General features: G+C 41.9%; 10 protein-coding genes. 7 read left to right on the forward strand and 3 right to left on the reverse strand.

The window, feature by feature from the left end; translation table 11 throughout:
- Positions 1-612: 612 nt before the first annotated feature.
- Positions 613-1080, forward strand: a complete 468-nt coding sequence (smpB, locus tag HWQ42_RS22200; protein WP_094349892.1) for an SsrA-binding protein SmpB — start codon at positions 613-615, stop codon at positions 1078-1080.
- Positions 1081-1262: 182 nt separating this feature from the next.
- A complete protein-coding gene (locus HWQ42_RS22205; RefSeq protein WP_292734749.1) occupies positions 1263-1544 on the forward strand; it encodes a WGxxGxxG family protein in 282 nt (93 codons plus the stop codon).
- A 77-nt stretch (positions 1545-1621) separates the two neighbouring features.
- On the opposite strand, the gene HWQ42_RS22210 is transcribed toward HWQ42_RS22205, so the two are convergent.
- Both HWQ42_RS22210 and HWQ42_RS22215 read right to left on the reverse strand, forming a co-directional pair.
- On the reverse strand, positions 1622-3043 hold the full coding sequence (locus tag HWQ42_RS22210; protein ID WP_292816181.1) for an IctB family putative bicarbonate transporter: 1422 nt from the start codon (positions 3041-3043) through the stop codon (positions 1622-1624).
- A gap of 340 nt (positions 3044-3383) precedes the next feature.
- Positions 3384-4937 (reverse strand): GAF domain-containing sensor histidine kinase, encoded by a 1554-nt coding sequence (locus HWQ42_RS22215; RefSeq protein WP_292816267.1) that lies wholly within the window; start codon positions 4935-4937, stop codon positions 3384-3386.
- Between the two features lie 740 nt (positions 4938-5677).
- On the opposite strand from HWQ42_RS22215, the gene HWQ42_RS22220 reads away from it, so the two are divergent.
- From HWQ42_RS22220 to HWQ42_RS22240, 5 genes are all read left to right on the forward strand, one after another.
- A complete protein-coding gene (locus HWQ42_RS22220; RefSeq protein ID WP_292734755.1) occupies positions 5678-6871 on the forward strand; it encodes a DegT/DnrJ/EryC1/StrS aminotransferase family protein in 1194 nt (397 codons plus the stop codon).
- A gap of 145 nt (positions 6872-7016) precedes the next feature.
- Positions 7017-7910, forward strand: coding sequence for a cyanoexosortase B (crtB, locus tag HWQ42_RS22225; RefSeq protein ID WP_292816183.1), 894 nt, complete (start codon positions 7017-7019; stop codon positions 7908-7910).
- A gap of 185 nt (positions 7911-8095) precedes the next feature.
- On the forward strand, positions 8096-8818 hold the full coding sequence (locus HWQ42_RS22230; RefSeq protein WP_292816185.1) for a cyanoexosortase B system-associated protein: 723 nt from the start codon (positions 8096-8098) through the stop codon (positions 8816-8818).
- Positions 8819-9050: 232 nt separating this feature from the next.
- Complete coding sequence (locus HWQ42_RS22235; RefSeq protein ID WP_292816187.1) at positions 9051-10403, forward strand: polysaccharide biosynthesis/export family protein; 1353 nt, start codon at positions 9051-9053, stop codon at positions 10401-10403.
- A gap of 231 nt (positions 10404-10634) precedes the next feature.
- The gene (locus HWQ42_RS22240) at positions 10635-12809 is read left to right on the forward strand and encodes a tyrosine-protein kinase domain-containing protein (protein WP_292734768.1); all 2175 of its coding nucleotides are present in this window, start codon (positions 10635-10637) and stop codon (positions 12807-12809) included.
- Between the two features lie 155 nt (positions 12810-12964).
- Here the strand turns inward: HWQ42_RS22240 and HWQ42_RS22245 are convergent, their stop codons facing one another.
- Positions 12965-13636, reverse strand: a complete 672-nt coding sequence (locus HWQ42_RS22245) for a rhomboid family intramembrane serine protease (protein ID WP_292734771.1) — start codon at positions 13634-13636, stop codon at positions 12965-12967.
- Positions 13637-13720 lie beyond the last annotated feature (84 nt).

Here is a 13720-nt window from a genome sequence, read left to right on the forward strand (position 1 = left end):
GATATACTCCGTTAGTGAACACAGACAATAATAGTGTTCTTATGTTTCATACTATGACAGGATTACCAGCTAATGACTGCTCTCAGGGTTTATTTATAAAGGAAATCTTAAATCATTAGGAAGGTTAACGAAGTGTAACCACCTTAGACTCCCTGTGCTTAGGAGGCATAGAGAGCTTTGTAATTTGTAACAACTCATCAATTAAGGAGAGTGAATGTTCATTCATTAGCGTCATACCAATTATTTTTCAGGATTTATGCAAAAAGGGAGTGAGGGCAATTCATCTAAACGCAAAAAAGAAAGTTACGCGGAGGCTTTCGTACAAGCGGCTTACCAAGGGTATTGCCTCTACTTGATGTGTAAGTCCTATTTGTGAAACTGCACAAAATCAGGCTTGGTAACACAAGTTGCTCAAGCAACTTGTTCTATGAAACCTCAGAGGTAATCGCTATCAGCTAACTTAAAGTTGTCAGAAAAGCTTAATTGTGAACTTAGAAAAGCTAAATTAGTGATATACAGTTCACCATTTATAGCGGTTCTAAGATACACCGTATAATTCACAAGCCAATCCAAATAATTTTTTAGGTACATTTAAAGCACACAAAATTATCAATGAGCGACAAGAACGAAGGTTACAAAGTTATTTGCGACAACCGTCAAGCCCGTTATTTGTATGAAATTCTAGAAACTTACGAAGCTGGAATTGAGTTGACAGGAACAGAGGTGAAGTCGATTCGTGCGGGGAAAGTCAATCTCCAAGATGGCTATGCTTTGCTTCGCAATGGCGAAGCATGGCTGATCAATGTGCATATCTCGCCTTACAACGCTAGTGGACAATATTTTAATCATGAACCACGGCGTACACGCAAGCTACTATTGCATCGTCAAGAACTCCGTAAGCTAATTGGCAAAGTCGAACAGCAGGGTTTAACTTTAATCCCTTTGAAAATGTATCTCAAACGAGGCTGGCTAAAAGTGAGTATAGCCCTTGGCAAAGGTAAAAAGCTCCACGATAAGCGAGAAGATCTGAAACGGCGCCAAGACCAGCGTGACATTCAACGGGCAATGAAAAGTTATTAAGGGTAACGTGTGGTCAAACTACCATACTAGAATGAGAAATCGATTACTGTTAAAATCATGTTGTATATCCACAGCGTGAGTTATAAAAATGCCGAGTTTCTAGCCGCAGATTGATTTTGTTAAGGTTGAGAACCGATAGAGTGGTGAGTAACTTCGGATAGCATCAGGAACTTTTACAACTTATGAAAAGTAATTTCATTACAGCTGTTGGCGCTGGCGTTCTCACCTTGAGTATGGGAATTTTACCTTTAACTCTATCTGCACAAGCTCAGACAACTAATGACACCGGAGCCACTACTACTGCTCCAACAACGACTACTGACGATCGCAACGATTTTGATTGGGGTTGGCTAGGATTACTTGGTTTATTCGGTCTAGGCGGGTTGGCTGGCAAAAAGAGCGATCGCGAACCTGTAGCTTATCGCGACCCTAATGCCCCAAATGCTACTACCTACAGAGATTAGACAACTCAAAGTTTATTCATAGAAAATTCAAAAGTTGTCAGTTGTACGGTAAGAAAACAACTGACAACTTATTTATGTTAATTTACTGCTGGTTCTGAGTTAGTTGTATTTGTCTGGTTTTGAGCTAAAGGTGTCCAGTAGCTGGCAATTAAGGCAACGATGAGCCACCAAAGGGTATTGACTTCAGGACGATACCAGACAGTATCTACAGTACCGTGAGCTAGCATACCCAACAAAATAGCGATCGCTCCGATTAACCAAAATCCCTCTACACTTCTGATTTGTCGCAATCGTCGCACTTGCAAAAGTGCCGTATTAAATGTGACAATTAGTAGCCAGAGAAAGCAGGCTAAACCAACAAAGCCAGTTTCTACAGTCACTTCAAACAATATCGAATAGGCGCTCAAAGCAGTGTAACGAGGGCGTTGGTAGAGGGGATAAACTTTATTAAAAGAGCCGTGACCAGGACCAATGCCGAAAATCGGGCGATCGCGAATCATTTCAAAAACAGCATCCCACACATTTCGGCGAAAATTATTACTGCTATCCTTACGGTCGGCAAAAATACTAAAGACTCGCAGCCGCACTGGCTCTACAAATATCACTGCTAGCACCAATACGCCGATCAAACCTCCTAAAACAATCGGTATTGACCAAGTACGCCAAAAACGAGGCATTTCCACGCTTTTCCAGTAAACTAGCAATGCCATCACAGCTAACACTGCCACCACTAGTCCAATCCAACCACCACGACTAAAAGTCAGAATCAGGCAGGAAATATTGACAATTAGCATTGTTAATGCAAGAGCTTTTTTAGGCCAACTTTGCCATACAAAAATTGCCATTAAGCTAAAAATTACTGCTGGTAAGAGGTATCCAGCCAATAAGTTGGGATTGCCTAAATAACTGTAGACTCTTGTAGTCTTAGACATAGGAGATTCTGGATCAACCCAAGTAGCCAGTGCTGTGGCTCCAAAAAACCATTGCCGCAACCCATATACACTAACAATTAACGATACGTGCAGATAAAGGATGATAATCCAAGAACGGAGGCGAGGCGACCTTAATACCCTGGCACAAAGGGTAAATAGTAGCAAATACAAGGTCAAGGTTCCCAAGTCGTTAAGTGCCACCTTTTTCACTGGTGATAATGCTGTTGCGATTGCGGCAACTCCCCAGTAGAGCAGTACCAGCAAGTGAATGGGAGTGACTGACGACGAGATATTTGCTGGCGTTACTTCATCAGATAAAGTTAACAACAGCCAAAATCCGACACAAGCCACCAGCAAAAAACCCACCAACGTACTGGAAGCAAAAGGTGCTAGAGCATATATTAAGCTGAGTAAAGCCGCTGCGATCGCATCTCCCCACTGGAGCAAGACGCTAGTTTGCCGCCAAGAACTTAGCAGTCCCACCAGAGAGCGGTGTACATAACTGGTAGCAAGATATTCTTTGAGCGGTAAAGTTGATAGAGTAAATCGTTGCCAGACTAAATTCATAAAAAACATTGCGATCAATTAGCCTGCCGACGCAGAACTTGGAATTGATCATAATGCCTATAGCTATAAAAAGGTAATAACAGAGATTGCACATCGCGTGATGGCGCTCTTATTCCTAGCCATCAGCCAATAGGAAGTTAAGAATAGTTCTTCATATACTTAGTACAGCTTGACGTAAAATGGTGGCGAATTGAGGGTTGAAATTTAAAGGCATAGGTAAGCGCAGAAGCACACAGAGAATACGTTACAAACTAATGAAATCTACATAGAAAATACGTCTTTCCCAATCTCCATTACCCCTTATCCCCAGAGGGGACCCCACCATCCCTAATCCCCACGATTAGACATCGCTAATTGCTTGTGAGGAAGTCGCTAGTTGCAGTGGCAAAGAAAGCACATAACGATATCCTGATTCTGGTGAACCTTGAATCAAAATATGTCCACCATGCAATTCTGCCAGTTGACAACTTAATAAAAGACCTAAGCTTTCACGAGAAAGACTTCCATGTGATTTAGCTAAATTCATACCTGAACTAGTAGCAAAGAAATTTGAGTGGGAATCACTCAAGTTTTTGGAATTTTCTACTGCTACTGATGAAGTATCTAGTTGTTCTTGTCTTTCTGTATGAGTATTGTAAGTTGCTACCTCACCTGTAAGCTCCAGCAGCGACAAAGAATTGAGACGGAAGTAAGGATCGACCTCTGTTATGCCATCCCCTAACCAGGGATGGGAAACCCAAATAGTAATGTTGAGCGTATCTTCTTTGTAAGAAACATGAATGCGAACAATGCTACCTGTAGCCGAAAGTTGAATCACACTGAAAACCAGATGATAAAGCATTTGCCGCACCTTGTCTTTATCTAAAGGCCAAATGCGATTGCGTCCCGGTTCTATAGACAGGCGAATATCTTGCTCGCGGCGATTAGCTACTTCTTCTAGGGTATTGATAGCTTGTTGGCATAGCATTTCAATATCCACGGGAGCTAGATTTAGCACCGTTGAGTTTTCATCCATAGTTCCTAGTTCGGTAATTTCGTTTACTAGGGAAAGTAAGTACTTACCACTGTGTTGGATAATTTCCAAATATTCTCTCTGCTTTGTCGTCAAAGGCCCATAAATCTCACGTCCTAAAACACTAGCCATACCGAGTACAGATGTTAAGGGCGTGCGTAACTCCTGAGTTAGCTGACTCAAAAGTTCTAGCTTCAGTTGCTTAGTAGAAACAGAGTCGCTATCTTGAGTGGATGCAGTGATTTTAATTTCAGTGTTACGTTCCTCATTCAGTGAAAATATCGGAACATTCTTGGCAACGCTTGATTCGAGTTTCCCTTGCAAGAGTCGGTTACGTTCAAATTCACTCATGCACCAACGAGCAATGATTTGTAAAAACTCAATGTCTCGGGTTGTAAAATTGCGCGGGACTAAATCCATCACCGCCAATGCACCCAAACAATGTCCCTCAGCATCAATTAGTGGCGCTCCTAAGTAAGCACGAATACCATAATCTTGCACCAACTTGCTACTAGCAAGGACTGGATCAGTAAGTTTATGTGTATCATTAATCACAACTACTTGAAAGCTATCTACTACCTGAGTGCAAAATGATTCCCGGCGTAGTAGTTGGCGGCTTTGTGCCAAATGATTCATTAGTCCTAGTCTAGATAAGCCTATCGCCGATTTGAACCAATGGCGTTCTTGATCCACGAATCCCAATATGGAAATTGGTGCTTCCAAAAAGTGGGCAGCAGTCTGTGTGGCTTCTTCAAAAACCGGAATCGTTTCTGGTTGCCGCAAACCTAAATCGGACAAAGCTTTGAGGCGTTGCTGTTCTCTTGATTCATGAGAATCCCAACCGTCCTTTAGGGCAAATAATTTGTTTTCAGGCTCTATCATTGCCACTGCTACCTTAATAATTTCTCGATCGTGTAATTGATCCAAGTCCTATTTCTAGGTTATCAATTGCTATTTTAAGCATTCCCTAATTTTGCCTCTGACAAACAAATTTAGGGCAAAAATTTTTTCTCCCTTCCATTAAGCCAAGATGTGGTGTCTGCTAGTTACTAGTTACTGATGCTGAATGTTCTTTATTTAGCACTGGTGTAGTCTTTCTTGCTTGAGATTTTGCAATCAGACTGCGTTAGATTTGGATTCAGTCAGGGTAAGCTAATGCTAAGGATACAATACAAAGAGGTTGTCATTCTTTATGTACAGAAGGGGAAATTTTTACTGGGGTATTCAAAGTAAATTTACTTAAAATGATTTCTATATTAGTGTAATTAAATGTAGCCATTTTACTGATAACAGCTAGCACCCAGAGATGATAATCCTAGTGTAGGATGACGTAAATAGAGCAACCATATCCCTACGAGTTCGCAAACTACCAAATTATTGAAAAGCTTAGTTCATAAGCTTTTTGAATTTTGAGAGAAGTTGGAGTGGCGGCTTCAGAGAAGTTTGATGGCAACTTCGGACGCTCAAATGAATAGGGCGTGACTTTGAATTACCCATAACCGACTAAATAGTTGATCTCAGCCTTTATCCAATAGATTAAATCTATTACAATTTCACGCTGAAAATTGCACAAGGGTTTCTATTTTTTCCATACAAGGAAATATTTTTGAGGACGACTGGTAATGAATAAAATGAATATTAGAGTTCCTTTTGTAGACCTGAAGTTACAACATGAACCAATTCAAACACAATTGCAAGATGCAATCCAATCTGTATTGGAACGGGGAGATTTTATTTTAGGGCAAGCACTCTCAGATTTTGAAGCAGCATTTGCGGCAGCGTCTGGTGCAGATTATGGAGTTGGTGTGGCATCAGGAACAGATGCGATCGCTCTGGGATTACAAGCGTGTAATATTGGTGCTGGCGATGAAGTGATTTTACCCGCAAATACTTTTATCGCAACCTTAATTGGGGTAATACGTGCTGGCGCCAAGCCAATTTTGGTAGATTGCGATCGCCAAACTGCTTTAATTGATTTAAGAGAAGCAGCAAAGGCAATTACGCCTCAGACTAAAGCAATTATCCCTGTGCATCTCTATGGTCAGATGGTATCACCACGCGATCTTGTAAACTTTGCCGATACCTACAAACTCCTAATTTTTGAAGATGCCGCCCAAGCACATCTCGCCCAAAGAGACGGATATTACGCTGGTTCAGTAGGAATAGCAGCAGCTTTTAGTTTCTATCCCAGCAAAAATTTGGGAGCATTTGGGGATGGGGGAATGCTGTTGACACGAGATTCAGATGTAGCCCAGAAGATGGTGCGCTTGCGAAATTATGGTGCATCGCAAAAGTATTTTCATACTGAACCAGGTACGAATAGCCGCTTGGATACTTTGCAAGCAGCAATTTTGCACAAAAAACTTCCATATTTGCCGCAGTGGAATCGCGATCGCTTGACTATTGCCCAGCAGTACGATCGGGAACTAGCACCCTTGGCAACTGCTGGAATTATCCCTATAGAAAATCAAAGTGATACAGGACACGTTTATCATCTTTATGTGATTAAAATTGATGATTCTTGCCCAATAGAACGCCAGCAACTTCAGGAAAAACTCACAGCAGTAGGAATTCAAACTGGCATTCATTACCCAATTCCTTGTCATCTCCAGCCAGCATTCACCAACTTAGGCTATCAACCGGGAGATTTTCCCCAAGCAGAGAAGTTGTCAAAGCAAATATTATCATTACCAATGTATCCTGGTTTAAGGAGTAGCCAAGTTAAAGAAGTTGTAGCAGCGATCGCCAATGCAGTCTCAACAAATTATCAGGCAGATAATCTATCTGCTGCTGACCTTGGCAGCGTGGTAGCCTGAAGTTAATTCATACTTAATGTACATCTAACAATTAGACATTTGTCATTTGTCCTTTGTCATTTATCCTTTGCAAATGACCAATGACCAATGACCAATGACCAATGACTAATGACTAATAACCAAAGTTTTTGAATTACTTAAAATCATGGCACTCCGGCAACAGGTTAAACAGATAAACGCATCAGGCTTGTTAAATTTAGCTATTTTAGGCGTTTTGCTGCTGCTTTATGCTCCAATATTGCTACATTGGTTGGATGGTTGGCTGCACAAAAATATCAGTACAGAACACGAATATTTCAGCCACGGGATTATTGGTCTACCATTTGCAGCTTATCTGGGCTGGGTGAACCGGAAAAAGTGGAGACGTTTGCCAGATACCATCAATCCTTTAGGCGCTGTTTTATTGTTATTAGGAGCAATTTTTTATCTTAGCGGTGTTACAGAGTGGGTTAACCTTTCCTTGCCCGTTATATTAATAGGACTATGCTTGTGGTTTAAGGGAATAGCAGGTTTGCAATTACAAGGATTCCCTCTACTACTAGTATTTTTAGCAACCCCAACAGCATTACCCTATCTTATTGCTCCCTACACCATGCCTCTCCAAAGCTTCATCGCTGGCACAGCAGGTTTCATACTGAATCAATTTGGTATGGAAGTAACCGTAGATGAGATCAATCTCTACGTGGGAGGACGGATTGTAGAAGTTGCTCCCTATTGTGCAGGGCTGAAAATGTTGTTTACGACTCTCTACGTTGGTTTGATGCTGCTTTATTGGACAGATGCTTTGTCTTCACGGCGGACAACTATATCGTTTTTATCTCTTGCTGCGATCGTTAGTATTATTGCCAATATCATTCGTAATACTTTACTGACTTTCTTTCACGGCACGGGTCAAGAAGCGTCTTTTAAATGGCTGCATGAGGGTTGGGGTGGCGATCTTTACTCTGCTTGTATGCTGGTGTCACTAGTGCCCTTACTGAATTGGATTAATAGCTATTTTTCAGCATCTCTAGAAACTGAGCAAGAAGCAGAAAGTTAGCACCGTTAGGCATTGGGCACACAAGGCAGAGGTGAAAGGGGCAGAGGAGAAAAACTTTCTGCAACTTCTCCCCTACTCCCAACTCCCTTAATTTTTCATCACTTATACGTAAGTCCTAAATATTACTGAACTCACAATGTGATTTTATAAAGTAAAATTTTGCCTAAGTATTGCAAATTTTACTGATGATTTCTTTCTCTAAATTTTTCAAGGAAAACCAATTGACTCAGGTAGCAGCACTTTTGTTATTGCTACTGCTGCTAGCAATGGCAGGGGTTCCTGGATACCTGACAGGACACTGGCAATGGAAACAGCCGCCCGCTGTTACTACCCTCCACGAATTAAAACAGATCCGCAAGACTGGGTTAATCCTTCCTGGTTGGCAAACCATTGAACAAGCAGAACAGCAAATTGGCGAACATCATTGGTCTTTGCAGGTAATTAAAAAAGAAGGTTCTGAATCGCAAGCAATCCTGCTTTTGTTGCCGCAAAATGGGCCTATGGATCAACCAGAGGTAGAGTGGACAGACGTTAACGGCTGGGGAAGGTCACGCTGGGGAAAGTGGGATATAGCTCAATCTCGTTCTGCAGAATTTACTGTCAAACCATCTGCAAAGTTGGCTTCTAATGTCAAAACTAAAGTAGAAGCTAGATTCTTTCGCGCCTCCACACCACAGCAAACCTTCGCTGTTTTGCAATGGTATGCGATGCCAGACGGCGGAAATCCATCACCTTTTCACTGGTTCTTGGCAGATCAACTGGCACAGTGGCGCAAGCAACGTACTCCTTGGGTTGGCGTGAGTATTCTGATTCCAATGGAACCTTTGGGGCAGGTAGAAACATCTTGGTTTTTAGCCCAGTCTATTGGAGAAACAGTGCAAGCTGCATTAATGGCAGGCCCTTTGTAGAGTCTGTTATACATGCCCTTGTGCAGAGATTTATCAAGAGTATCTCTATAAATTGTGTTCAGGCTGAAACTCACTTACAAGATGTTCACAATATGAAGTTAGAAACTAAATTTAGCAAAATTATTCTCTTTCTCTTGGTAAATACTTGTAGATAAAAGAGACACTGAAGGCATTTTTAGAGTAAAATAACCACTCGGCGCTACTAATTTCTATATCAATATTTTCTGCACCGATGTTCATAGATGCCAGTTATTATATGCGTGGATTCAGCGCCCTGTGTTTTGTCAGTCTTCAAGTAGGAGTTTTCTTAACAACACCTATCCAACTTGTTCTTGCCCAGCCTTTTCCATCTCAAGGACAATCACTAGGGCAATTCCCCTCACCTGTGCCAGTTAATGAAGTTGCACCCCCAGATGCAAATGAAGAAATTTCTCCGCAACTCAGCCGCTACCTTTTGGGGCCAGGAGATGCAATTGGTGTTGTGCTTCAGCGTCCTCCTGGCCCATACCGTTTAGGCATAGGAGATGGAATCAGCGTTTCGGTTCAGCGCTTTCCAGATTTGAGCTTTCAAGCTTTAATCAACCCAGAAGGTAATATTGCGGTGCCGTTATTGGGAACAGTTTCTTTACAAGGCTTAACTTTGGAAGAAGCTCAAGAAAAAATTCGCTTGGGTTTAAATCGTTATGTAGTCGATCCAATAATAGTTTTAGCATTAGCAGCGCAGCGTCCAGACCTCAGTTTTCAAGCTGTAATTAGTCCAGAAGGTAACATCATCGTGCCGCAAGTGGGAACGGTGTCATTAAAAGGTTTAACCTTGGAAGAAGCTCAAGAAAAAATTCGCTTGGGCTTGAGTCGCTTTTTCCCAGATCCAGTCGTGGTAGTATCTTTGGCAGGAACACGACCAGTTCAAGTCACCATTAGCGGAGAAATATTTCGACCAGGAATTTATCCAATTAGTTCACCAACACCCCGTGTTGCTGATGCCTTGCTAATATCTGGTGGTTCAACGTTGAATGCAGACCTGCGACAGGTACAAGTACGCCGAAAGTTAATCGATGGTTCTGTGATTTCACAAACTATTGACTTATACGCAGCACTGCAAAATGGCGGTTCAATCCCGAATTTACGCTTGCAAGACGGAGATGCGATACTCGTACCCCGTCGTGAAGTCGGTAATGAGGATGGTTATGACCGCAATTTGGTAGCACGTTCATCCTTGGCTACACCACAGATTAGAGTCCGAGTTTTAAACTACGCTGCGGGTGGTCTTTCCATTCAAGCACTGCCTAACGGCAGTACATTTGTAGATGCTTTGGGAGGAGTAAATCTAGACACTGCTAATCTGAGAGATATCGCTTTGGTTCGCTTTGATTCGGAACGAGGCAGAGCTATTACCCAAAAACTTGATGCTAAAAAAGCTCTAGGCGGTGATGCGTCTCAAAATGTGGCACTTCAAGATAACGATGTTATTGTTGTTGGTCGGAACCTCATTGGTAGAATTACTAATTTCTTGACCACCATTACCCAACCTTTCTTCAATGTTCAATCCTTTCTGCGGTTTTTTGACAACGTCGGTGGTAGATAAAATAAATTAGTAACATTAAAAGAAGAATACAATCTGGAAATAGTTTGGAGTGTAGGAAGCCATATCTCTAAGTTATCTTTGAATTCATTAATGGAAAAATCTTAAAGATATCAACCGATATATACAGTAGGAAGTTGATAGCGTCCTTGTATCAAAGCCACTATCTTGAGTTTGGTGCTTCCTAAATTTTGAATTTTGAATATTTAAATTTTGAATTGGAGCGAAGCGACCATGACCCCACCAATTGTTAAGCGCTATCTGATTGCTTTTGATAAATATAAGTGGATTGGACTAGCTAGTTTTGGTTTAGTTGTCGCCGGATCAACTGTGGTGGCTATGCAACCAGAGCCACCTACTAGCTATATAGCATCTGGGGCACTTAGTTATAGTGGACCACCAGTTTCTTTCTCTACAACTGGTAATGAAATCCAACAGCAAGGAAAGGAACTGAATGAGGATGTTTTACTTTCAAACCAGATAATTGCAGGTGTGGCGGAGAAAGTTGGTGTCAAACCGAAACAACTCGGTGCAAGTCTTGCCCTTTCTCTACCTAAAAAAAACGCTAAGAGTGGAGAATTAGAATCTCCTCTGTTTGAACTGAAATATGTAGATAGTGACGCCAAACGAGGCATACAGGTCTTGACGGAATTGATGCAAGCAATGATCAAGTTGAGTAGTGACATCAATACTGGGCGATTACAAGCAATTATTCAAAAGATTAACGATCGCACACCACAAGCTAAACGGGAATTGCAAATTGCTGAAAAAAAGCTAGAACAGTACGATCGCGTCGAGCGAACCGCAATCTTAGCAGCAGAGAATGGCAGCTTGTTAAGCGCCATTACTGCCAGCCAGAATCTCCAACGGCAAATTCAATTAACTATTTCTGGGGTTGATGGTCAAGTTCGCAGTTTACAAAATAAGTTAGGCTTAACAGTCGCACAAGCTTATGTTTCTTCTGCTTTGAGTGCCGATCCAATTATTGGTAACTTACGAGCGCAAATTTATCAAAGTGAATCGCAAATCGCTGTACTCCGAAAAGATTTGCGGCCGGAACATCCAACGATGGTGCAGTTAATGCGTCAGAAACAAGCTGCTGAGGAATTACTACAACAACGTGCTGCTGAGGTTTTAGGTGGTGATGGAACGGCGGCTCCGCTTCAGGGTAGCGTTGCAGGTATTCGCACTCAAAGCAGCTTAGATCCAACACGCCAGCAATTGGCAAACCAAATGGTGTCTTTACAAACTCAAAGGGAGACACTACAACAACAACTAGCTCAAGAAATCCAACTAGAAGCGCGACTCCGGCGAGAGTATTCTCTGATACCTAATAAGCAATTAGAGCGATCGCGTTTAGAACAGGAGGTTGGACTCAAAAAAGCCATCTATGACCAAATGCAGGTGAAGCTAACCGATGCGAAAACCGCAGAGGCAGAAACTACTAGCAGCCTTAGCATTGCCAGACGCCCCGCAGTTACTGTCGATCCTAAACCTCCGAAGAGTGTGCCTATTACCCTGGCTGTGGGTGGTTTCTTAGGTCTATTGGTTGGTGGCGGTGTGATATTTTTGTTGGGAGCGCTGGAAGGCACTTTCAAAACCAGGGAGGATATCCGCGAGAGCCTCAAGCAACGGGAAGTGGTACTGTTGGGAGAATTGCCTTTAATGCCAGTTGATGATTTGGAGCCAGATGCTGTACCGGTAGTATTTTCCCAAGATTCTCCTTATTTAGAATTTTATGAAAAATTTCGTAGTAATATGCGCCGGATTGGTGGTAAAAACTTAAAGGTAGTATTGATTACTAGCACCAGTAGCCTAGAGGGTAAAACAGCAAGTGCTTATAATTTGGGTGTCGCTTCAGCCCGTGCTGGTAAAAGAACCTTGATTATCGAAACAGATTTGCGATCGCCTTCCCGTTGTGCATCCTTAAAAGTAATTCCTGACCCGGAAGCCACGATTGAACCCCTGCGTTATTACGCTAATTTGAGTGAGTGTATTCGTTTAGTTCCTGATATTGAAAATTTATACATTCTTCCCAGTCCTGGCCCAGTGCGGCATTCCGCTGCGATTCTTGAATCTAGCGAAATGCGGCGGCTGATAGAAGATGTCCGCGAACGTTTTGATTTAGTAATTTTAGATACTAGTCCACTCAGCATATCCAACGATCCTTTGTTAATTCAACCCTACAGTGATGGAATCGTACTAGTGGCGCGACCACACTATACACAAGAGAACATGCTAGGTGAAGCTATCGATCAATTGGTTGAATCTGAACTGGGGTTATTGGGAGTAATTATCAATGGTGCTGATATCATCGTTTCTGTACCTGAAGAAGTTGCAAAATCATCAACATTTATATCTGAGGTAGAACAATCAGAAGAAGTTTCAGCGAGTGCCAACAAAAACTAATAGTTTCAAATGTGGAAATTTTAATGCAGAGTATCGCATTGGCATTGCCGTTGGCGTTCGCTTTAACGTATCTGAAAAATATGAGTCTTGCAGAGAATAAGCAGAGAATTGAGAGGTAGCAAGTTTTTTGCTACGAGTTTCAGGAAATGCTGTATTTAGTCGCGCCGAAACAAGCCAAATAGAGGAGCGAGAATTACCCCAAATACAAAACCACCGATGTGCGCCCAATATGCAACTCCACCAGTTTGTACGGTCATATTAGCGGCTGTTTGCAGGGTAGCAAGACCGGATATCACATTTTGCACAACAAAAATTCCAATTATGACTAGTGCTGGAACTCTGATTGTGGTGATGAAAAACCCCAAAAATATTAAAGTCATGACTTGAGCGTGGGGAAAGCGGATAATGTACGCACCCAAAATCCCAGAAATTGCACCACTTGCACCCAAAGAAGGAATCTCAGAATTCATCCCAATAAACCATTGGCACAAGGCAGCTAAAGCACCACACGCCAAATAAAAAATCAGATATTTGGCATGACCTAATCGATCTTCAATATTGTTGCCAAAAACCCAGAGAAACACCATATTTGAGATTAAGTGCCACCAACCACCATGTAAGAATTGCGACGTAAATAACGTTATCCACTCTCCATTCAAATTGGTGGTTAACTCTTGAGGTACTACTGCATACTCACTTAAAAACTGACTCAATTGTGGATGTGACAGGCTCACCTCGTGAATAAAAACTAAAACATTCATGCCAATTAACCCATAGGTGAAATACGGAGTAATTCGCGTCGGATTTTCATCGTAGAGGGGAAACACAGGTGTTTTTCCTAAATTATTGACTAACTGCAATATAGCTTGTAAGGCTAGCAGTTGCGAAGGTTAAACAATTTCACCTATTAA

This window comes from Nostoc sp. JL23 (genome assembly GCF_017115065.1).
GTDB classification, from domain to species: domain Bacteria; phylum Cyanobacteriota; class Cyanobacteriia; order Cyanobacteriales; family Nostocaceae; genus Nostoc; species Nostoc punctiforme_A.